At 56.2% G+C, this 21,009-nt stretch carries 16 protein-coding genes and 3 pseudogenes; 8 read left to right on the top strand and 11 right to left on the bottom strand.

The features are described from left to right. Positions 1–66 precede the first annotated feature (66 nt). The 4 genes and pseudogenes from AC1ME2_RS26865 to AC1ME2_RS26850 form a co-directional block, all read right to left on the bottom strand. Positions 67–753, bottom strand: a pseudogene (locus AC1ME2_RS26865) (cache domain-containing protein); the annotation flags it as partial. 302 nt (positions 754–1,055) lie between these two features. Then, complete coding sequence (locus AC1ME2_RS26860) at positions 1,056–1,982, bottom strand: SphA family protein (RefSeq protein WP_480438251.1); 927 nt, start codon at positions 1,980–1,982, stop codon at positions 1,056–1,058. A 113-nt stretch (positions 1,983–2,095) separates the two neighbouring features. Beyond that, complete coding sequence (locus AC1ME2_RS26855; RefSeq protein WP_480438250.1) at positions 2,096–2,233, bottom strand: hypothetical protein; 138 nt, start codon at positions 2,231–2,233, stop codon at positions 2,096–2,098. Positions 2,234–2,595: 362 nt separating this feature from the next. Beyond that, entirely contained in the window at positions 2,596–3,735 is a 1,140-nt protein-coding gene (locus tag AC1ME2_RS26850; protein WP_480438249.1) for a lactonase family protein, read from the bottom strand. A gap of 634 nt (positions 3,736–4,369) precedes the next feature. Between AC1ME2_RS26850 and AC1ME2_RS26845 the strand changes: the two genes are divergently transcribed. The 4 genes and pseudogenes from AC1ME2_RS26845 (at position 4,370) to AC1ME2_RS26830 (ending at position 7,538) form a co-directional block, all read left to right on the top strand. Continuing rightward, entirely contained in the window at positions 4,370–4,987 is a 618-nt protein-coding gene (locus AC1ME2_RS26845; RefSeq protein ID WP_480438248.1) for a trimeric intracellular cation channel family protein, read from the top strand. Between the two features lie 60 nt (positions 4,988–5,047). After that, on the top strand, positions 5,048–6,355 hold the full coding sequence (locus AC1ME2_RS26840) for an amidohydrolase (protein ID WP_480438247.1): 1,308 nt from the start codon (positions 5,048–5,050) through the stop codon (positions 6,353–6,355). Positions 6,356–6,366: 11 nt separating this feature from the next. Then, a pseudogene (gene glyA / locus AC1ME2_RS26835) lies at positions 6,367–6,519 on the top strand (serine hydroxymethyltransferase); the annotation flags it as partial. A 110-nt stretch (positions 6,520–6,629) separates the two neighbouring features. Beyond that, a complete protein-coding gene (locus tag AC1ME2_RS26830) occupies positions 6,630–7,538 on the top strand; it encodes a LysR family transcriptional regulator (protein WP_480438246.1) in 909 nt (302 codons plus the stop codon). A 67-nt stretch (positions 7,539–7,605) separates the two neighbouring features. Here the strand turns inward: AC1ME2_RS26830 and AC1ME2_RS26825 are convergent, their stop codons facing one another. Next, a complete protein-coding gene (locus AC1ME2_RS26825) occupies positions 7,606–8,766 on the bottom strand; it encodes a porin (RefSeq protein ID WP_480438245.1) in 1,161 nt (386 codons plus the stop codon). A gap of 459 nt (positions 8,767–9,225) precedes the next feature. Here AC1ME2_RS26825 and AC1ME2_RS26820 point away from each other — a divergent pair, with 459 nt between their 5' ends. Both AC1ME2_RS26820 and AC1ME2_RS26815 read left to right on the top strand, forming a co-directional pair. Continuing rightward, complete coding sequence (locus tag AC1ME2_RS26820; protein WP_480442351.1) at positions 9,226–10,458, top strand: MFS transporter; 1,233 nt, start codon at positions 9,226–9,228, stop codon at positions 10,456–10,458. A 32-nt stretch (positions 10,459–10,490) separates the two neighbouring features. Then, complete coding sequence (locus tag AC1ME2_RS26815; RefSeq protein WP_480438244.1) at positions 10,491–11,675, top strand: M20 aminoacylase family protein; 1,185 nt, start codon at positions 10,491–10,493, stop codon at positions 11,673–11,675. 289 nt (positions 11,676–11,964) lie between these two features. On the opposite strand, the gene AC1ME2_RS26810 is transcribed toward AC1ME2_RS26815, so the two are convergent. Beyond that, positions 11,965–12,294, bottom strand: a complete 330-nt coding sequence (locus AC1ME2_RS26810) for a hypothetical protein (protein WP_480438243.1) — start codon at positions 12,292–12,294, stop codon at positions 11,965–11,967. Positions 12,295–13,065: 771 nt separating this feature from the next. Here AC1ME2_RS26810 and AC1ME2_RS26805 point away from each other — a divergent pair. Then, a pseudogene (locus AC1ME2_RS26805) lies at positions 13,066–13,512 on the top strand (transposase); the annotation flags it as partial. A gap of 398 nt (positions 13,513–13,910) precedes the next feature. Beyond that, positions 13,911–14,975 (top strand): NAD(P)-dependent alcohol dehydrogenase, encoded by a 1,065-nt coding sequence (locus AC1ME2_RS26800; protein WP_480438241.1) that lies wholly within the window; start codon positions 13,911–13,913, stop codon positions 14,973–14,975. 86 nt (positions 14,976–15,061) lie between these two features. Here the strand turns inward: AC1ME2_RS26800 and AC1ME2_RS26795 are convergent, their stop codons facing one another. The 5 genes from AC1ME2_RS26795 to AC1ME2_RS26775 all read right to left on the bottom strand — a co-directional run bounded on the left by AC1ME2_RS26795 (position 15,062) and on the right by AC1ME2_RS26775 (position 20,744). Next, positions 15,062–16,444: a c-type cytochrome gene (locus AC1ME2_RS26795; protein ID WP_480438240.1), complete on the bottom strand. Its 1,383-nt coding sequence runs from the start codon at positions 16,442–16,444 to the stop codon at positions 15,062–15,064. A 6-nt stretch (positions 16,445–16,450) separates the two neighbouring features. Then, complete coding sequence (locus AC1ME2_RS26790; RefSeq protein WP_480438239.1) at positions 16,451–18,097, bottom strand: GMC family oxidoreductase; 1,647 nt, start codon at positions 18,095–18,097, stop codon at positions 16,451–16,453. Continuing rightward, the gene (locus tag AC1ME2_RS26785) at positions 18,090–18,623 is read right to left on the bottom strand and encodes a sugar dehydrogenase complex small subunit (protein WP_480438238.1); all 534 of its coding nucleotides are present in this window, start codon (positions 18,621–18,623) and stop codon (positions 18,090–18,092) included. The genes AC1ME2_RS26790 and AC1ME2_RS26785 overlap by 8 nt, the downstream gene beginning before the upstream one ends. A 69-nt stretch (positions 18,624–18,692) precedes the next feature. Continuing rightward, entirely contained in the window at positions 18,693–19,958 is a 1,266-nt protein-coding gene (locus AC1ME2_RS26780; RefSeq protein ID WP_480438237.1) for a carbohydrate porin, read from the bottom strand. Between the two features lie 519 nt (positions 19,959–20,477). Further along, complete coding sequence (locus AC1ME2_RS26775; protein ID WP_480438236.1) at positions 20,478–20,744, bottom strand: hypothetical protein; 267 nt, start codon at positions 20,742–20,744, stop codon at positions 20,478–20,480. Positions 20,745–21,009: the final 265 nt, after the last annotated feature.

Genomic DNA, 21,009 nt, shown 5'->3' with positions numbered 1-21,009 from the left:
TTGGGCGGCGCGATCCAGCAACTGCGCAACTCCAAGCATTTCCCCAATGACACGGCGCAGCTTGTCGGTGAAGGCGTTGAAATGCAGTGCCAGGGAAGTCAGCTCGTCACGGCCACTCACCTGCAACTGACGGGTCAGGTCGCCTTCACCACTGGCGATATTGGCCATGGCCTCGACGGTTTGCTGAAGCGGACGGGAAATGCTGCGCACGATCAGGCTGATGGCAGCAGCCAACAACAAGGCGATCAGCAGACAGAGCGAAGACGTCTGCAGCAGTTCATCGCGGAACTGTGCCTTTATGTCGTCGAGGTAGATTCCGGTGCCAAGCACCCAGCCCCAGGGTTTGAACAGCGCAATGTAGGAAACCTTCTCCACCGGCTCGCTGCCCCCCGGCTTGGGCCACGCATAGGCAAGCATGCCAGCCCCCTGCTCCTTAGCGATGCGTATCATTTCAGCGCAAAACAACAGACCATTGCTGTCCTTCAGACCGCTAACGTCCTGCCCTTCCAGCCTAAGATTGACCGGATTCATCAGCATCACAGAACGTAAATTCTGGATAAAAAAGTATTCCTGGCCCGCATAGCGCAAGCCGCGAACCATTTCCATGGACTGTTCCTGGGCTTGTTCGCGGGTCAGCTTGCCAGCCTGTTCCAACCCCTGAAAATAGACAAAAACTCCCAGGGTGTTTTCCACGGCATTGCGGGTCTGCTGAACCTTGGCGTTGTAGAGATTGCTGTAGCTTCGCTGCAGCATGAGCGCAGCAAGTGCCGCCAGCATCAACAGAGAAACCAGCAGAATTAACCATAGACGGCGGTTGATGGGTACGTTTCGCAGGCTAGGCACGGGAATGTTCCTTATTGAACTCATCTACTCGGCGCACGGGGATCCGCTGCCCGAAGTGGGAGCGGCCCATGGCAGGGTCTTTATAGGACATCGTAAAACCTGACCCGAATGGGTCAGGTTTTGCACTCGATTGTGTGGCCGCCCTGAGGTCGGCCGGCTTAAACCCGCCGGGCGAACCCGGCGTGCATCATGCCCCTACCCATTGCGGAGAATCAGAGGGAGATGGGTACCGAAAAACGAAGGTTGACCCTGTCGCCGCCGACGTCGTTCCTCGTATAAACATCGTGATTGTATTCCGCCATGATGTGGACGCCTCCGAACTGATAGCCAACCAGTGGACCGACGCCAAAGTTGACCGCCTTGCAACCGCCGTTCGCGGGGCAGCCCGCGGCGATGGCGCCAGCACCGGAGTCACTTGTGGTCTGGGTAACCTGGTTGGCCCCCAGGCCCACCGTCCAATTGCCGAGGGTCTTGGCCACGGTGTAATCGACCTCAAGTTCCTGGCCTGACTTGTACTGAGTCGCCGTGTTTTTGAAGTTGTAAGAATAAAAAGCATCCATGCTTAGATTCCATCCGTCATGCAGCCAGCTCACCCCCAGTTCGGGCTGTACTGTCCAAAAGCCGTTGCCTGAGCCGAGGCCGCCACCTGCAGGGGGATGCCCCGGAGACGAACTGGCGTCATCCACAACAATCCGCAAGGCGGTTTTTACATGGAAATCGTTGGGCAGGGACCAGGACAAAATGCCGGGAGCCAAGATGGTATTAAAGGTGCCCCAATGGCCGTTGTCGGACAGGTTAGGGTCGTTGGGAACCTTCAAGTTGGAGTAATCCAGAGGTTGAGCCAGAGCCATGGCGTAATCGGCGCCCCATACCTTGATCCCGGTCTGCCATAAGACGATGGGCACCTCCACCTGACCATCGATCTTGACGCCAGTCTTATGACCATTGTTGTCGTACTGGTTGAACGAGACCGAGTAATTATTAAGCACGCCATATAGACCCGGCGGCGGCAGGGCACCAGCCGCCATCCCCTCGTCGACACCTGGAAGATGGGGTTCCCATAACTCTTGTGCACCCACTTGGCCGGTAGTCAGCGCTATACACATCGACGCAATGGCAACAGACGTTATTACTTTCATCTAACTTTTCCCCACGCTATTATTTTTGTTTTAAGCCCAAAAACTATCGGCCACACGCCGCCGTCCGGATGAATGGGGCAAGCACTCAGGTTCGCCCTATTGATTCGGGGTATTTATTTCTCGCTCATCCGTTCGTTGGCGTTGGCACTCTTCCAGGTATCGAGAAACTTTAGAGCGCTATCCACGCACTCGTTGATCTCGACGTTTTGGGCGGTCTCGTCGACCAGGGTATGGACGTTTATTTTGCGCATGGCAGGACTCTTTTATTGTTGTTATCAAGGCCTGCCAAGGGTAAGAGTGCAGCGCTCGACGCAATATCCGTTTAGTGCAGACCTTTATCCGTTTCATGCGAAACGGCCAACTTATGCCAGATATGGATAGCGGCACACCGATTAGCATGGCGCTCAGACAGGCCGTGTGAAAACCTGGCATTTCTCGCCACAGCTTAAGAAAATGCCCCTCATCGGAAGATCAGGGGCATTTCTTATGGCGGACATCCAAGGTGAAGCACGAGACCAGACCAGTCTTTTCCGGCGTCGCTGGAAGAGTCCATTCCTGAAGACCATTTGGTCAGGACGATTTGAGGGTGGTCACGCCGGACCCTAGAGCTTCATCATGGGTAGCTGACCGCTTGCACCCAGTTTGCGCCTTTGCCGGAAGGCGCTGTGGCGTTGCGTGTGAGCGTACCGCGTTTCGGGTCGATTGCGTACACGCCTACGTCAGGGCTTTTTTCACCGGTGACCAGCAACCATTTTCCCGACGGGTCCACGGCAATCCCCCTCGGTTGTTGTTCTACCTTGATATTTTGCACGAAGCTGAGCCGACCACTTTTCCGGTCTACCGCAAACACACTGACCGTGCTGCCTGTGCGCTCCGAGGTATAGAGGAAGCGTCCGTCCGGCGTCAGCTTGATATCAGCGGCCCAGATCAGATTGGACGCCAACGGCGGCGGTGCCGGTTGTCCGGGCTTGATCATCGGCCGGGCGATACCGCGCACCAGGCCTGAGTCTGCCGGTATCGTGCTGACGTCAGTCAGCGCGGTGAGTTGCCCGGTCTTCGGGTCTATAGCAAACGTGGTTACGGTGCCGGCCATCTCGTTGAGCAGATAGAGAAAACGATTGTCAGACGATATGACCGGGTGGCGCGGGCCGCTGCCCTTGGGCAGTTTGACGTGACCCAACGCATTGAGTTTGCCGCTGGTGGCGTCGAATTTGAACTCAAGGAGTTGATCTGCGCCTAGGTTGGCGGCGTACACGAACCGATTGGTTCCGTCGACAATGATCGAATGAGCATTCGGGCCGGTCTTGATAACTTGCCGCACGTCATCCGTGACCACACCGTCGGCATTGATCGAATTAACGCTGACCAGATCCTCACCGTATGACGCACCGAACAGGTAGTGGCCGGTCTTGTCCGTCGAAACGTACGCCAGGCTATCGGCAACGGTCGAGTTCTTCAGGTGCTTGAGTGCGCCGGTGGCAGGGTCGATGGTGTAGGTCGCCACCGAGTAAGGTTTGGCGCGTATGGAGGCATAGAGCTTGGTGTGATCGGGGCTCAATGCGAGGGGCATGACGCCCGCTCCTGCCTCGGTGGTGGCCAGGGGATGCAACTGCCCCTGTGCAGACAACTCATAACTGCTGAGCGTGCCGTCGGTGGCATTGGAAACGTAGACATAGGTATTGGCCCAGGTCAGTGGGGCGATCACCAGCAGCGCGGCGCTAGCGAGGCCTTTCAGGGCTTTGGTTCGGAGCATCTGATATTTCTCCTTATTGTTGTTTTTTTGTTGTCTGTTGTCATATGACTACATTTAATTGTTAGGTGCCCATTCTTATTTTGTCAACCTTGAATTGACAAACAGCGCAATGGGTCTGTCGAATAGTCTCTTGTAAGCGGCAGGATCATAGAGGTTTGCGTAATTTCGCCTAGAGGGAGGCGTTCGTCGACGATAGGCTGAATGCCGCGGGAACCCGCTTCAACTTATAGGATGACTGTGGGGCTCGACCCCATCATGCCGGGAATGATCTTTTCCGCCTTTGCCTGGGCCTACGCAGCAAACCGCTACAGGGCGCCACCTGTTCCATTTCAGCCAGAAAGCGTTCACCCCGGGTTGCTTACGCTTGCCAGCCTATCCAAAAATCGGAAAAGCTCATCTGGCTCATGGGCAGCTCGATCCAGGAGGTGAGCGAAAATCTCATCACATCCTAGACTTATGTGGAGAGTCCAAAACATCGTCTTGGACAAAAATCAACATTTTATGGATTAGTCAATGGCTTGAAAAAATATCATCCCTGTTTGCGCCCTCTTTTGGCCCACGGCAGTGTTAACATTTTGGGTACAACGACAAGCGAATTCGTCTGCTTCGCCGATTTATCTGATTAGGTATCGAGATGGGCTTTGAAGTCTTCCCCTACATTGACTTGATGGGCACATTTGTTTTTGCGGTCAGCGGAGCGCTGGCGGCTATTAACCGCCAGCTGGATATCTTTGGGGTTTTCGTCATCGCTTTCATCACTGCCTGCGGCGGCGGAGTCCTACGAGATCTCTGCATTGGCGCCCTACCGCCTGCGGGCTTGATCAATATTGAATATCTGACGCTGATCACACTGGCTGTAGGGCTCTCCGCCTTCTTCCAGCGGGCATTGCTAAAGCTGGCTCAACCGACCCTGTTTTTCGACGCGATAGGTTTAGGTTTTTTTGCCGCATTCGGGGTTCACAAGGTTTATCAGCATAGTGGCGATGCTGAACTCGCCGTATTACTTGGGGTGATCACTGCGATTGGTGGTGGCATCATCCGTGACGTGCTGTTGGGCCGCGTTCCGGTTGTATTGACTAAGGAAATTTACGCTTCAGCGGCCATTCTTGGTGCGGGGATACAGTTGCTCGGCGAGTTTGGATGGCTACCTGCTTCCATTAGCCCCTGGATCGCAATCGCGGCCTGCACGACTATTCGGATGCTTTCCTTGCGATTTCAATGGAACTTGCCTCCTATTAAGCAAGAGGAATAGAGCCTAAGCGTGGCCAATCTGCACTCTTGAACGCTAATGGCCGCTCCATCACGAATGTTCATGTTTTTATTGATCAATGAATTGGAGATGCTGATGGATAATCAATCGCGCACTGCCTGTCTATCCTCAATGAAGGCAGATATTTCGACGCTGCTCCCTGAATTGAAAGCCATTTACAAGGACTTCCATTCACACCCTGAACTCTCGATGCAAGAAACGCGTACGGCCGGTGTTGCAGCGGCGTTCATCAAGCAATGGGGGTACGAGGTGCATGAGCAGGTGGGCGTAACCGGCGTCGTGGGGCTGCTTGTCAACGGGCAGGGACCGACAGTCATGTTGCGTGCTGACATGGATGCGCTACCCATGGCTGAAAAGACGGGTTTACCTTATGCGAGCCAAACCAAAGGCGAGACGGCAGAGGGTTTGACTGTCGATGTTTCCCATATGTGCGGCCACGACATGCATGTTACCTGGCTGATGGGGGTCGCACAGGTGATGGCGCAACACAGGGAGCAATGGCGTGGAACCTTGATGCTTGTCTTCCAGCCCGGTGAAGAAGTTGGCAAAGGCGCCCGGGCCATGATTGATGACAACCTCTTTGAGCGCTTTCCGAAACCAGACATCATCCTTGGTCAACACGTGATGGTGGGTGAAGCTGGCACGGTCGGCTACCGTGCCGGGCCGATTCTAGCTGCTGGCGATAGCATGCATATCAAACTTTACGGCAAGGGCGCACACGGCTCCATGCCGCAGAACTCGATTGACCCGGTAGTCATGGCTGCTGCAACAGTCATGCGCTTACAGACCATTGTGTCACGGGAGATTTCACCGCTGGAAAATGCAGTATTGACGATTGGGGCACTGCAGGCTGGTACAAAGGAAAACATCATCCCGGATGATGCCGTGATCAAGTTGAACATGCGGACTTACGATGAGGGAGTACGCCAGCGAATGCTGGAGTCGGTGCATCGGATCTGCTGCGCTGAGTGCCAGGCGTCGAACAGCGACCACCCTCCGGAATTCACGGCTATCGACAGCTATCCGGTCACAGAAAACGACACCGTTGCTACGGCCCGATTGGCCGAGGCCTTCCACGATTATTTTGCTGATCGGGCCCATGAGACAGCCCCGGTTTCCGCGAGCGAGGACTTCAGTCTATTCGGGCGGGAGTGGGGTGTGCCTTATGTATTTTGGCTGGTTGGCAGCACTGAAAAGACGGTGTGGAAAAATGCCGTCGAGAGCGGAAATATCAACCAGGTACCCTCTAATCACTCCTCCAAATTTACTCCCCAACTGCATCCCACACTTCAGACTGGCTTGGAAACAATGCTCGTTGCGGCGCTTGCCTGGCTGGACAACACCCACTGATTGTAAGCCGGGTGACCACTTGCAGCTTCAAGCAAGCTGAATGCCGCGAGTTGGCTGGCTGGATCTGCGACATTCTCGACCACGTGAGCGATGCCAATGTGGAAGCCGAAGCGGCAGGTCGCGAGGCACAATTGAACAAGCGTTTCCCAGTCTATCCCGACTAACCCCGATATTCCGTCCGCCACGGTGCAACGCCGGGCGGACTCTATTGGCCAGCTTCTGGCAAACTCCCCCAGAACATCTCTCTGGCCTCTGGCCAACGTCGAGAATAATAATGAAACTGCATCAACTTCGAGCCCTCGTCTCCATCCATGAAACCGGCAGTCTGCAGGATGCTTCAGCCGTCCTGCACTTGACCCAGTCTGCGCTGAGCCGGGCTATCAAAGAACTCGAGAATGAACTGGGCATCACCCTGCTGGTGCGTTCCAACAAGGGTATGACTCTCACCGAATACGGCCAGCGCATGCTCGGCCACGCCCGTCAGGCTCTGGAAAGTGTGCGCCGCGCGCGTCAGGAAATCGAAGACATGAAAGGCCTGGTGGTCAGCGAAATCACCATCGGCGTGACGCCGGTCACGGCCGTTCTGCAGCCGCTCAAGCAGGTCCTGCTGGAATTCCAGCAGACCTACCCACAAGCCTCGCTGCGCGTTCTGGAACTGCGCCCGTCGCAACTCCTGCAACACCTGCGCGACGGCCTACTGGACTTCGCCCTCACTTCGCAACTGCCGGCCAACACCGTGGGCCTGGACTGGCAACCGCTGCGCCAGATCCGCGGCGTGGTGGTGGTGCGCAAGGAGCACCCGCTGCGCCACGTCAAATCCCTGCGTCTACTGCAACATGCGCAATGGATCAGCGTCGATCCACTCAGCGATACCCAGTCGCAGTTCAACCAGCTGTTCGAAGGCAGCGCCCTGACCCGCCCGCGTAAGACCCTGGAATGCACCGCGATGAACCTGGCGATCAAGCTTCTGATCGACAGCGACGCGGTGATAATCATGAGCGAAGCGGCCCTAGGCAACGATCTGGTCGGCCTCAGTGACATGTCAAAACATCTGCAAGCGGTCGACATCCAGGAGCCGGTGCCCGATTACTTCATCAACCTGGTGTGCGTTAACCGCAGCTATTTGACCAAGACTGCCGGGCAGTTGTTTGGGATGTTGCAGCAGGCGTTGCACAGCGGGTAATTCCTGCTACCTGCTTGATGGTTCTTGAGACTTCACATTCGAGCCCACAGCGACAAAATGGAGAACGCTAAAAGTGGTGGTACACCCCAACAGCCAGATCCTGCGGGGTATCGCCGCGATCTCCCAGTGGAATGGCGGCGAGGGTCTGGCCGGCATTGGGTTCATTAACGACTAGCCCGGCGCGGACATAAATCGCTGTTTGCGGGTTGAAAAAGTGGTCGTAACCGACCATCACCCCCCAGGCGTCGTTGTTGCTGCCCTGAACCTGTCGACTAACCAGTACCGCCCGGGCCAGGTCCTTGCCCACCGGTATCATTGTTCCCGCGGTGATGACATTGAGCTGCGGCACTCCGGCCGCTTTCACGTCCTGTTGTTGCCAGGTCAAACTGGCACTCAAAGGGCCAAAGTCATACATCCCAGTGGCAAAGTAGTAATCGTTGCGCACCTGATAATGGCTGCTGTCAGGCGTCTCGAAAGGGTCACTCCAATAGCGGTTGTAGCCGCCGAGCAACACGAGCGTCGGGCTCCAGTAATTCACCCGCATACCTTCACCCCGAATCATGCGCCCTGTGCTGGTAGCGTCATCCACACCGAAACTGAGGATCGAGCCCAGGCTCAGGCCGTGCCATTTTGGCGTGGTGTAGGCCAGTGAGTTCTTCGGCCGCAGATCAAGGGCATACGAGCCAGGGGCATGGACCGGCAGACTCAGGGAAGAGTAAGGCGACTCTTTGGACACTACGAGAAAAGGATCGACGAACGCTGGTGCATTCATGGAGTAAGTCTTACCGACCTCCAGTTTTCCCCAGGTTTTTGACTCCAAAGCCAAGGCGGCCAGGCGCAGTCGACCGACATCGACCCAGCTGGAATTGTGCGACAGCGCATTGCCGTCAAAGTTGAACCCTTCCTCGACCACCCCTAGCAGCGACAGATCATCATTCAATGATTTGCGAAAAAACATGCCGATCTTGTTGGTCCAGGCCCCGCCACCAGCAAAGCGTGTACCCGAGGTACTGCCCGAGTTGTAGGTGTCAATGTAACCATCAAGCGTGCCATACACCTTGAGAGCATCCTCCTTGGGGGTATCGAAGGTGTAGGGCCCAAATCCCGGGGCGAGCATTTTCATTGCAGGAAAGCCTTCGGCATCGACCGCGCCGCTGCTCATTAGACCGAAACTCAACAAGGCACCGCCGAAAAGAGGGCGCAAGGACGACGAGGTAAGCAATGCCATGTGCAAACACCTTAGATCCATGTGGAGGTGGCGCAGCATTCACTGCTCGGTTGCAATACCCCTATTCACCATTACTCAAGACCTTGAGCAAAGTGAGCACAGAGGCTCTGAAACAACCTGTTTCAGAACTTCTGCGGAAAACATGACCACAAGCTTTCCAGGAAAAAGCCATCTGCGAGCGTTCGGGTTACCGAATGACTCAGGTTAGCTGCACCGTCCTTGTGCCTACCGAGTCAAAAATGCCCAGATCTGCGCAGGTGCCTGTTAGCAGGACCGATCTTTCCTGCACCGTTGGTGAGGGCCTTGCAGAAATGCCATGTGCAGATTGCCGACGCATGCCCAAGACTGCAGCCACACCCCTTATCTGGGCTAAGGAAAATAAGCATGAGAACCCCCCTAGTTAGTAACGGCCTCGGCGCCGATGCCGATGCCGCATCGAGTGTTGCACCCCAATCCCGCATGATGCGGCGGGTGGTAATCGCCTCCTCCCTTGGTAATGCCCTGGAGATCTACGATTTCACCGTTTACAGCTTCTTCGCCGTGATCATCGGCAAGCTGTTTTTCCCCGGTGGATCGGCAATCGCTTCGCTGTTGATGTCCCTGGCGACTTTTGCCGTCGGCTTTCTGATGCGTCCGTTGGGCGCAGTGCTGATCGGTCGGGTCGCCGACCGGCGCGGACGCAAGACCGCACTGTCGCTGACCATCGGCCTGATGACCGTCGGCACCGGGATCATCGCCTTTACCCCGACCTACTCCAGTATCGGCATCGCCGCGACCTTCCTGCTGGTGTTCGGCCGATTACTGCAAGGCATCTCCGCTGGCGGCGAAGTCGGCACCGCTTCGGCCTTTCTGATGGAATCAGGACGCACAGACAGTCGTTGCTTCATGGTCAGTTGGCAAGGCGCCAGCCAAGGTGCAGCCGCGCTGGTCGGCGCATTGACCGGCCTGGTGCTCACTAGCACCTTGAGTGAAGAGGCCCTGCACTCGTGGGGCTGGCGCGTGCCGTTCATCATCGGCCTGTTGATCGGTCCGGTAGGCTGGTACATCCGTCAGCATCTGGACGAAACTCATGCCGAAAGCCATAGCCCCACGCCCCTGAGTGAACTACTGCGCACGCAAGGCCGTACTCTGCTGTTGGGCATTGCGCTGATGGCCAGCTCCACCGTCACCATGTACATGGTGGTTTTCTATATGCCGACCTATCTGGTACAGACGCTGCACTATCCGGGCACGTTCGCCTTCGCCCTGGTTGGCCTGGCCAGTGCGCTGCTGGCGATCACCCCACCATTATCAGCACGCTATGCCGACCGTTTCGCGCGGCGCAAACCCCTGCTGTACTGGACTGTCGGGCTGCCGCTGGTGATGGCCTACCCATCCTTCCTGCTGCTGGGCGGGGGAAGCACTGGCCTGTGCATGCTGGCCATCACCTTGCTGATCATGCCGCTGGCAGTGGGTGTAGGCCCATCCTTGGCGCTGATGATGGAAGCCTTTCCCCGGAAACAACGAGTCACTGGCCTGTCTATTATTTACAGCTTTGGCGTAACCCTGTTCGGCGGCTTCTCCCCGCTGCTGGTGACCTGGTTGATCGGCGTGACAGGCAACCCGTTAACGCCCGCATTTTATTTGATCGCCGCCGTGGCCCTAAGCCTGTTCGCGCTGCGTTGGTACCCCGAACATCCAGGCCGCGCTTGACGCCGGCTCTAGTGCCAAAAACAGGAATCACCATGACCAACCTGATTATCAAACAGCAACTGAAAAACAGCGCCGAACACTTCGCACTGATTCGCCGCGACATCCACAGCTTTCCGGAACTGGGCGGCGACACCCTGCGCACCGCCGCACTGGTCGCTGAAATGCTTGGCGGCTGGGGCTATGAAGTGCATACCGGGGTGGGCGGCAATGGCGTGGTGGGCGTCCTGCGCCGGGGCAATGGCAAACGCAGCCTGGGCATTCGCGCCGACATGGATGCACTGCCGATTCTGGAAAAAAACGGCCTGCCCTGGGCCAGCCAGCATCAAGGGCGCATGCACGCCTGCGGCCACGATGGCCACACCACGACCTTGCTGGCAGCAGCCGAACAGCTCGCCCACACGGCGGAGTTCGACGGCACCCTGAACCTGATCTTCCAGCCAGACGAGGAAGGTCTGGCCGGCGCTAAGCTGATGATCGAAGATGACCTGTTCGGCCGTTTCCCATGCGACGCGGTGTACGCCTACCACAACATGCCGGGCCTGCCGATCGGTCAGGCGGTGGTGCAGGTCGGCGCACTGATGGCCTCCTCCGAACGGGTCACTATCACCCTGACCGGTCGCGGCGGTCACGGCGCCATGCCTGAAAGAGCCATTGATCCAGTGCCTGCGCTAGCCTCCATCATCAGCGCCTTGCAGACCGTGATTTCACGCAACCTGGCCGCTGATGATGCGGCGGTGATCAGTGTTGGCGTGGTCCAGGCCGGCAGCGCCTATAACATCATTCCCGAAACGGCAAAATTGATGGTCAGCGTTCGCACTGCTGCCCCAGATATCCGCGACCGAGTGGAACGACGCATCCGCGAGATCGTCGAAGGCCAGGCAGCCAGCTTTGGCGTCAAGGCCGATATCGACTTCCAATTACTGGCCCCGGTACTGGTCAATAGCGAGGCCGAAACCGAACGCATGCGCGCAGCTGCGCAGAAGGTGCTGGGCAGCGAAAACGTACTGGATAAAATGCCGGTGCGACTGATGGGCAGCGAGGACTTCGCCTGGATGCTCAAGGCCCAGCCCGGCTGTTATTTCATTCTGGGCAATGGCGCCGGCGAGTTCACTGGGTGCTCAGTGCATAACGACCACTATGACTTCAATGATGAAGTCACCCCGCTGGGGGCGGCTTGTTGGGTGGAGTTGGTTGAGGAGTATTTGTGTAAGGACTGATTGCTGACCGCGTTCAAGTCCGCCCCCACATCTATGGTCACCCTCTACCACCCTGTGGAAGCCCACTAAGCGTTCACAGGGTGGTAGGGGGTGACCATTTCATTAGCGGGCCTGGGCGGAAGCCTCGCTGACCATTGCCTGTGTGTGTGTGTGTGTGTGTGTGTGTGTGTGTGTGTGTGTGTGCTCGATGCGCGCTTTGGCGATCGGGAACATAAATTCAAGGCACAAAGTTTGAGAGTTCTGCGCCTTTTTCTCATCATTTATCAGCTACTTGTGGGTATCGATCAACTTAATTACTCCCACTATCACTCGCGCCGTTGCCTGAATCCTTGTCTCCTTTAGGCGGTCCTTGACTAGACGTTGTGTGGGCACTGTTGCCTTTCTCATCGTTCTTTCCCTTGGATCCGGACAAGTCTCCAGGTTTACTGCCAGGCGGTGTGGTTTGTGGGTTAGCCTCATCGGCTCGTTCAGATTGCCCCTGCGAATTGGGTACGGTTCCTGTTTTATCAGCTTCTGCTTGGTTTGCGGCGATGGAGAACGTTTCCGTTGCTGGAGCCGCCACCACGTGCACGCACATAACGCTTGATAATGCGCAGGCTAAGAAATGGATTTTTTTCATGGGTACTCCCAATATAAGACTTACCTAAAATGGGCCATGAGGGCGGTCAAAAGTGCATTTTATTTGACCACCGGTAGACTCCATTCAGCCTCTCGCTATGTTGACTCAGTGCCGGGCTTTTGCACGGCGGCGTAGCCCAGGCTCCACAGCTATAACGATCATCGGTCACCAATAGCTATGGAGATAGTCGACATAAACCTTAACGGGTGTCCAGAATTACTTGACCACTACACACAAGCAAGCCCCGGAACCCAGATGGTCGCTCCTCAGGCTCTTATGGATGAGCTGATGCTACTGCGCGAAGAGGTGGTGAGTCTTCGAGGTCTCATTGAGATGACCTGGAGCCTTGTAAAAGCAAAGCAAGCGACTAATCTGAGCGATGGCAATATGCCTGTTTGTCGAGGATGACTCGATGGTCTTTACAATTTGCTACAGCTTCGAAGGCTCAAGGGTTGTGTTCAACTATCCAGCCAAGAGCCTCAGCAATAGCGATGCTTGGTACTTGGCCCTTTTGCATTCTGGTTGTGCCCTCCATGAAGTGCATACAAGCGGTGGAACCTTCCAGTCCATTCAGGATTACGCCGAGCGAAAAGGTGTTATCGATCTGAGATGGCATAAAGCTCTGTAATTGATCCGCATATCGGCCAAAGTAGTTATTAGATTCGAACAGTTCTGCCGCGCCAGTCATTAAAAAAGGATCGGCGTTAGGGATTCTCCGAATAAGTCCCCAAATGTGATGACATACGCCCTCATCACCTGACCGTGCTGCCCATGAGCCAGATGAGCTTTTCCGACTTCGAATACGCCGGCAAGCGCAAGCAAACCCGCCGCGAACGCTTTCTGGCCGAGATGGAACAGGGGGTGCCCTGGAGCGGTTTGCTGGCGCTGATTGAGCCGTACTATCCCTAGGCCGGCGGTGGTCGTCAGCCTTATCCGCTGAATACCATGCTGCGCATTCATCAGTTGTAAAACTGGTTTGCCTTGAGCGATCCGGCAATGGAAGAGGCGCTCTACGAGATCACCTCGCTGCACCAGTTCGCCCAGCTCACGCTGAGCGCTCCGATCCCTGAAGACACCACCATCATGAATTTCCGGCACCTGCTGGAAAAGCACCCGTTGGCGGCGGAAATCCTGGCCATCATCAATGATCATTTGCGGGAAAAAGGACTGTCGTTGCGCCAGGGCACGATCGTCGATGCCACGATTATTCATGCGCCACGGCGAGCATGACCATGGGCACCATGATGAAACCTATCCCACCATCCCATAAAGTCAAAACGGTTCGTCACCCTGAAATTGCCCCCCATCAGAGGTGTCCAGGCTCAGTTGCGTCAGGGGGAAGTCATATTGATCTGAGGCAGACCCACATTGTTTGTCGCCGAATGATGAATGAGCGAGTCAGGGAATGAAAGTCAATCTGTCCCCCTTTTCTCCTGCGCGGCTTTCCAGCCCTTGACCCGTCCTGAATAAGGTTGACACTATTCAGGAAAAACGTGGTCTGTGCCCATTTCTCAATTTCTCACCCATGCCTCCAAAGTAATTTCATGGGTGGCCCCAGACACTTTGTCGCTAAAGATCCAAGCGCGGATCTTTACCCCGACTCAAGAGGTTTACAGATGAAAACCGTTGGTTATGCCGCTCAATCGCCCGAGACGCCTCTGGCACCGTTCACCTTTGTCCGTCGCGAACTTCGCAGCAACGATGTCGCCATGGAGGTCTTGTTCTGCGGCGTCTGCCATACCGATCTGCACACCGTTCGCAATGATTGGGGTTGGACCGTTTACCCGTCGGTGCCAGGCCACGAGATCGTTGGTCGGGTGACAGCAGTGGGCAGCGAGGTCACTCGCTACAAGCTGGGCGATACCGTTGCCGTCGGATGCATGGTGGACAGCTGCCAGCAGTGCGATCAGTGCCACAAAGGCGAGGAACAGCTTTGCCGGGAAGGCAAAACCAACACCTACAACGGCCGGGACCGGATCACCCAAGACATCACCTTCGGAGGCTATTCAAAGCACCTGGTGGTCCGGGAAGAGTTCGTGCTGCGGGTCCCTGAAACGCTGGACATCGCCAGGGTGGCGCCACTGCTGTGCGCAGGCATCACCACCTACTCGCCGCTGCGTACCTGGAACGTCGTGCCTGGCAGCCGGGTTGGTGTCATCGGACTCGGTGGTTTGGGCCACATGGCAGTCAAACTCGCCGCCGGTCTGGGCGCGAAAGTCACCGTGTTGAGTCGCTCAAAAGACAAGACCGCCGATGCCCTAGCCCTTGGCGCGGATCAACTGCTGGTATCGACGGACAGTGAAGCGATGGCGAAGGCACAATCAAGCTTCGATCTCATCATCGATACGGTTCCCGTCAAGCACGACCTCAACCCCTATGTGCCGCTGCTGGACATCGACGGTACCTTGGTATTGCTCGGCCAAGTCGGCCTGCTGGATGAGCAGAACACCATACCGATGATTGCCGGGCGTCGTCGAATCGCCGGATCGCCAATCGGCGGTATTCGTGAAACACAGGAGATGCTCGACTTCTGTGCGCAGAAGAACATCCTGCCTGACTGCGAAATAATCCGTATGGACCAGATCAACGACGCTTACGATCGTATGGAGCGCTCCGATGTGCGCTATCGCTTCGTGATCGATATGGCCTCCCTGCCGGCTCCGGACTATACGGCGGCTTGAGCAAGATAACTGGCGTAATCATGCCGGGTCCACACCGCGCCGCCCACGTGACACGTGAGCGGCGGCAGGAATGGCAGTCACCTGCCTTATGTACGGCGTCGACGGCGGATCAGCCAGAAAGCCAGTACGAGAAGGACAATAATACCCACGACAATGGCCCCCTGAGTCAGGGCCGCCAGGTGGGATTTCGCCCCGCCAGCCCGTTGCTGTCCGACTTGATCCACGCTGACCTTGGCGCCGGGATTGCCGTAGTGTTGGGTCAGGTAATTGACCAACGTCGTAATCTGCTGGTCAGTCAATTCCCTGGCAAAACCGGGCATCCTCACATCCGAGCCATCGCTTTTACGATGAATCCCTTCGAGGATGACCATCACCAGGTTATGGGTGTTGCTCCGACCGACCGCCGTGTTGTGCGACAAAGAAGGCAAGCCGCCGTCGAAACTGCCTTGGCCCTGGGCCTGGTGGCAAGAACCGCAGTAGCCATCGTAGATTTGCGCGCCGGTCATCTTGTTCGGATCGGCAGGCAATGCAACACCACGCAGGCTGCTCAGCTCATCGGTTTTCTGACCCAGGGCATAGACCGGCTTACTGTCCGCAGCTTCACGCTGCGCAGGAACGCTCTTGATGTAGACCGCGATAGCTTTCAGATCAGCGTCGGTGAGGTACTGCAGGCTATGGTCGACCGCTTCAGCCATCGGCCCGGCCGCTTGGCCCTTACCCAGACTCTCGCCCGTCTTCAGGTATTTGACCAACTCATCGGTATCCCAGCCACCCATGCCACTGTTGGGATCGGATGTAATGTTGGGCGCGTGCCACGTCCCAACCTCACCGCCGGCCAGTTCCTTCGAGGCCACCTCGGCCATCATCAGGTTGCGTGGCGAATGGCAGGCGCTGCAGTGGGTCAGGCCTTGAGTCAAGTAGGCGCCCCGATTCCATTCAGTGCTTTGCGCAGGGTCGGCCTTGTAGGGCTGGCTATCGAGGAACAACAGATTCCAGCCAGCCATCGACAAGCGAATGTTGAACGGAAAGGGCAACTGGGTCGGCTTGGCTGCAGTCTCCACGGCGGCGACGTCGTTCATGAAGTAAGCGTACATCGCCTTCACGTCGTCATCACTGACCTTGGCGTATGAGGTATACGGCATAGCCGGATACAGACGCTTGCCATCGGCGCGAATACCCTTACGCAGCGCGTCACTGAATTGTTCCAGGGTGTAATTGCCGATACCGACAGTTTTCGACGGGGTGATGTTGGTGGCGATGATCTCACCGATTGGTGTTGGCAATGCCAGCCCTCCAGCAAACGGCTTGCCTCCGGGCAGGCTGTGGCAGGCCACACAATCGCCGGCAGTAGAAAGGTATTTGCCGCGCTGGATCAACTCGTTGTCAGGGGTCGAAGCATTGGCGTGCAGCGTGACGATGCTGGTGGCCAGGATAACCAGATGGCCGATGAGGTACTTTTTCCAGTTCATTGAAGGTCAGCCTCGCACGTGTTCGATCGATGAGCCGAGGGGCGATACGCGAACAATGATGCGATCGGGCAGTATGTGATGGGCGGTACGTAGCGCCAGGGCCACCCCCGTCAGCGTCGAGTTGACGGTGGCCGCCGTAGGCATTACGCCGGTGCTGCAAATGAACAGGTTTTCATGGTCGTGGGTCCGACCGAAGCCGTCACACACCGAGGTTTTTGGGTCATCCCCCATGCGCATGGTGCCGGTGATGTGCTGGTTATTGGCGAAATTACCCTCTGCGCTGTAGCGCACATTGGTACCGCCCATGAGGTCGACGATGCGCGCAAAATCCTTGTGCGAGGCCTGCGCGCCACGCCGGGTGTAATCGTCGATGGCGTAATGCGCCTGCGGTTTTGGAATGCCCAACGCGTCTTTCTGCGAGCTGAGGGTGATGCGGTTTTCCGGGTTTGGCAACACCTCTAGAACGTCCTTGAGGCTCATTTCGAACGCGGCGCGGTGACGCAGTTGCTTCTCAAACTCCGGACCATAAACGCCGCTGGCGATCAACGAATCGGTAGCGCTGTTGACTCGCGAAATATTGGTGAAGTCCAGGCGGTAAGGCGCGTGTTCTTTGCGAAAGGCGCCGTCGCGCATGGTATTGATCGAGCTGGGGCTTTGTGGCCCACGGCCCAGCCACAACTCTTCATCGGCGTCAAAAGTGACCGAGGTGCTTGGGTGGTCCATCAGGTTGCGGCCGACCATGCCGGAACTGTTGGCAAGGCCATTGGGGTATTTGTCGCTGGCCGACAGCAGCAACAGCTTGGGACTCTCAATGCCATTGGCGGCGAGGATGAAGGTCTTGCCGGTGACTCGATGGGACTTTTTATCCGGGTCGAAATAATGGACCGCTACGATCTTGCCACTGTCGTCATGCTCGATACGGTAAACCACCGCATTGATCTGCAATTTGACACCCGCATCCACCGCCGATTGAATCGCGATGCCGCCATGGTATTGCGCGTCAATCGGGCAAATCGGCTGGCAACTGTTATTGCCACAACAGGCAGGTCGGCCGTCGTAACTGCGACTGTTACGTGCGGTTGTATTACCCACCACCGCGTAGGTCGGGGCAAGCCGTTCACGAATGCGACGCATGGCGTAGGGCTCGGTGACGGGCTCCATCGGAAACGGCTTGCTGCGCGGCGAGCCGGTGTTTTCCGCGCCCGAGACGCCCCAGATTTCTTCCGCTTCCTGATAGAAAGGGTCGAGTTCCTCATACGTCAGTGGCCAGTCGACGCCCACGCCATACAAGCTGTGCATGCGCATATCACTCGGTACTACGCGCCAGGCCTGAGCAGCCCAGTGCCACGTAGTGCCACCGACACCACGAATGTATTCCGCCGGATATGGATAGGGCCCGGCCTGCACCAGGTAGCCGTTATCGACAGGTTTGTAGACGGGATGTGGCGCCCATTCCGAGCAGGTGTAAGGTGACATCCAATCGCTTTTGCGCGTGGAATTGCGGAACGCAGCGACTATCCGCCCGCGTTCAATCGGCCCGCCAGCTTCGAGAATCAGAACAGATACGCCCTGCTTCACCAATTTCAACGCCGCCAGCGATCCGCAGATCCCCGAACCGATAACAACAATATCAGCCGATAGCTGGTCAGACATTTGGCACCTCTTTATTTGGTTTTTTTGCCCAGCTGCCATAAGGACCATAGGCATAGGTCGGCGGCTTAAGCACATCAGCGACAATCACAGCGTTCAGGGCATTTTCGTAAGCAAGACAGCGCGCATGCTCACCGCTGCCCACGACGCCCATGAACCAGGCAGTGGCGATTTTTCGCGGAACGACTGCCAATGGAGACTTTTCGTCATCAAGCATTTTTTGCAGCTGAAGGGGGTCGATTTTGCGTTCATTGACCAGCGCCAGCAGGTCTTTGACTCCGCTGGCGAAGTTCGGATCGTCGGCAAGCAGTGCCAGGTACAGGTTTTTCGCCAGCTCACTGTCGAGGGTCTGGCGCCCGGCAATGATCGCCGACATGGCGACAAACGCACCTTGGTCGGCGCTGTCTACAGGTTCGGCCAGCGCCCAGGGAATCAATGAAGCGGTGTAGGCAGTCACCAGGCTCTTGAGCAAGGTCCGCCGGGTGGGCTTCATCGCATTGGAGCTCTTTATCGTGTTCAGGTTGTTCATGTCTTTTCCTGCGATAACAGGTCATTGAAGGGTCGCAAGCCCCCACAATTCGGTTGGGCTTGTGGCCTTTTAGAAAACGGTATTGACTGTCAAACCGGCGACGAAAGCATTGTCTACCTCGTACACGCCTCCTGGATTGGCCAGGTATTGCAGGTTAGGTCGCACCATTAGCCAGTTCGTCAGTTGGAAGTCGTAGTGAATTTCAGCCGCGTATTCCGCGTGCTGGATTGGCTGATAGGCAGGGTTAGCATAGTCAATGAGATTGTTGACCTGGTCATGCAAACGTTGGTTCTTTGTCAGTGCCGGGTTGACATGCAGCTCACTGAAGCCAAGGGCAAGAGAGTCCTGAGGGCGAGCATCAAATGGACCCGCATAAATAGCCCCGACCTGGGCCTGCCAGTCGAGCGTGCTGCTGTCCTTGTCATACCCTGAGTAGTGCGCGAACAGACTTAAGCCTCGTTTGGCATCACCGCCGACTGTAGTGACTTGTTGCCGCGCGTAGGCGTACCAACCGTAACGGCCATCATGTACATCGGCAGGATTACCGGAGAGTTGCTTGTCGACACCGTTGTCATCTTTGAGCACGTCGTTAGCGTTGGCAGTGTTCCAATACCCGCCAAACATATACTTGCCTTTCATCCCTTCCGCGCCCAGCGAAGGTGTCCAGCCCAGCTCCCCGACATAAGTCGTACCTTCCTTACCCGAGGTGTTCAACTTAAAGCCATTGTTGCTATCCAGCAGCGTCGGGTTGTACTCGTACGCGCCAACCTGGGCATAGACCTGGGGCGTCATGTTGACTTTGATCCGACCGCCCCACTGCCCGACCGGCGAGTTGTACCACACGGTAGACCCGTGACCGACCAGCCCGCCACACATCGAGTTGTTCTGGAACACGCAGCCGGTCGAGTCAAAATCACTGCCTATTGGCAACCGGCCCGCTTTGATATCGAGCACGTCATCGAAGAACTTCTGCTGATAGGCCAGAACCGTGATCCGCCATGTCTGGCCGCGCCCGTAGTTTTCTTGCACGGAGGAGCCAATCGTACCCGTACGCGGGTCCGCCAGCCGATCATTGGTCAGGTCCCGACCACTGCGTTCAGTGATCTGCAGTTGTAGATTCGCGGCGGGCAATCCCAGGATCTTTTGCAGGTCAAGGGCGCCGCCTATATTGAACTGATCGGTGTAGCGTGCCGTATGATCGTGATCATAGCCGCCACTGAGGTTCGCGGCGCTTTCTGACTGATAACTGAGTTGGAAGTCGTAGCCTTTATTGAGCAGTTCTGTACGTAGCCCTCCCCAATCGCCGGTCATCCATCGGGAAGAAGAAGAAAACATCTCTTCATCTGCATGAGCAGCACAACTGAAGCACCCAATGAAAACGCAACTGCTCACAAACACTCTATGACTCATTTATCAGCGCTCCTCGTGACGGAAGGTAGTTAGAAAGGTAGTCGAAAAACAAAATGGCACACTAGTTGATTAGCTTGCTAACTATCTACCTGGAAGTCGATAGTCGAGCCTGGAGCTATCACTCACTATGGATTCTGTTTTCGGTTCAATGTTTTAGCGCACAACGTTTAACGCGCCGTTAAATTTTTGCGAACATTCCGCTTTGAATAGCGTGCAATAAGGTCCGCAAAAAAAACCAGGCTTCCGGATGTCTATGCCTGGTGATAACTAGTTTCATGGGTGACCTTGCCGCGTAAAAGCCGACTCGATACATCTGGAATCCCAAGGGGAGGATATCGTGAACAGGAGACAGCGAGCCTGTGAGGCAATGGCCTCACAGGCATAAGGAGCTTGATGTGTGAAACAAATCATTAGCGCTTGCAAAATGAATCAACGGGTAAGGTGTTAATTATTATACGTTCTTAGCTTCGTCAACGCCTTCCTGGTAATGCTTATACATTTTTTCTTGTCACCCTTGGCCTGAGCAGCCTTTGCGTCCGCGATTGTTTTCTCTACAAGCGTCTTGACCTCCGCGTGGGTTTCGGCGGTGCTGACCTGTTGGTCGTGAAGGCTTTGCAAGTTCGCTGCGCACAAATCCTCAGCAGCCGTCGCCTGCATATTGAATGAAGCGGCAACTACGAATAATCCGCCCGCTATTAGCAAGTGTCTCATGTCGGTACTCCTCAACGTATTGAACACGGTCTTCTCTGCAGAGAACAGTGTAGAGGGCTTTCCGAAAATGTTACCGACCGGGTTGAAAAAAGGTAGGCATTAGCGCTCCCCGGAAACTTTCGTCCTGTTGCGTGGCCCCCATCCACGACGCCTGGCGCGACGATGGTCGCCTCGGTGCGAACCTTGGCGTCCCCGCGTCTATCGCGTTGATGTGCCGCACAACGAGTTGCGACCTATCTGATGCCGCCAAGTTAAGCCACCGGCA

Source organism: Pseudomonas sp. ASL9 (genome assembly GCF_056680335.1).
The sequence above is the reverse complement of the archived record's forward strand: the minus strand, read 5'-3'. Positions and strand labels throughout refer to the sequence as shown.

Excerpts from the sequence above, each read along its gene's own strand:
- AC1ME2_RS26860 (WP_480438251.1), bottom strand. The coding sequence starts at position 1,982 with ATGAAAGTAATAACGTCTGTTGCCATTGCGTCGATGTGTATAGCGCTG.
- AC1ME2_RS26855 (WP_480438250.1), bottom strand. The coding sequence starts at position 2,233 with ATGCGCAAAATAAACGTCCATACCCTGGTCGACGAGACCGCCCAAAAC.
- AC1ME2_RS26850 (WP_480438249.1), bottom strand. The coding sequence starts at position 3,735 with ATGCTCCGAACCAAAGCCCTGAAAGGCCTCGCTAGCGCCGCGCTGCTG.
- AC1ME2_RS26845 (WP_480438248.1), top strand. The coding sequence starts at position 4,370 with ATGGGCTTTGAAGTCTTCCCCTACATTGACTTGATGGGCACATTTGTT.
- AC1ME2_RS26840 (WP_480438247.1), top strand. The coding sequence starts at position 5,048 with ATGTTTTTATTGATCAATGAATTGGAGATGCTGATGGATAATCAATCG.
- AC1ME2_RS26830 (WP_480438246.1), top strand. The coding sequence starts at position 6,630 with ATGAAACTGCATCAACTTCGAGCCCTCGTCTCCATCCATGAAACCGGC.
- AC1ME2_RS26825 (WP_480438245.1), bottom strand. The coding sequence starts at position 8,766 with ATGGCATTGCTTACCTCGTCGTCCTTGCGCCCTCTTTTCGGCGGTGCC.
- AC1ME2_RS26820 (WP_480442351.1), top strand. The coding sequence starts at position 9,226 with ATGATGCGGCGGGTGGTAATCGCCTCCTCCCTTGGTAATGCCCTGGAG.
- AC1ME2_RS26815 (WP_480438244.1), top strand. The coding sequence starts at position 10,491 with ATGACCAACCTGATTATCAAACAGCAACTGAAAAACAGCGCCGAACAC.
- AC1ME2_RS26810 (WP_480438243.1), bottom strand. The coding sequence starts at position 12,294 with ATGAAAAAAATCCATTTCTTAGCCTGCGCATTATCAAGCGTTATGTGC.
- AC1ME2_RS26800 (WP_480438241.1), top strand. The coding sequence starts at position 13,911 with ATGAAAACCGTTGGTTATGCCGCTCAATCGCCCGAGACGCCTCTGGCA.
- AC1ME2_RS26795 (WP_480438240.1), bottom strand. The coding sequence starts at position 16,444 with ATGAACTGGAAAAAGTACCTCATCGGCCATCTGGTTATCCTGGCCACC.
- AC1ME2_RS26790 (WP_480438239.1), bottom strand. The coding sequence starts at position 18,097 with ATGTCTGACCAGCTATCGGCTGATATTGTTGTTATCGGTTCGGGGATC.
- AC1ME2_RS26785 (WP_480438238.1), bottom strand. The coding sequence starts at position 18,623 with ATGAACAACCTGAACACGATAAAGAGCTCCAATGCGATGAAGCCCACC.
- AC1ME2_RS26780 (WP_480438237.1), bottom strand. The coding sequence starts at position 19,958 with ATGTTTTCTTCTTCTTCCCGATGGATGACCGGCGATTGGGGAGGGCTA.
- AC1ME2_RS26775 (WP_480438236.1), bottom strand. The coding sequence starts at position 20,744 with ATGAGACACTTGCTAATAGCGGGCGGATTATTCGTAGTTGCCGCTTCA.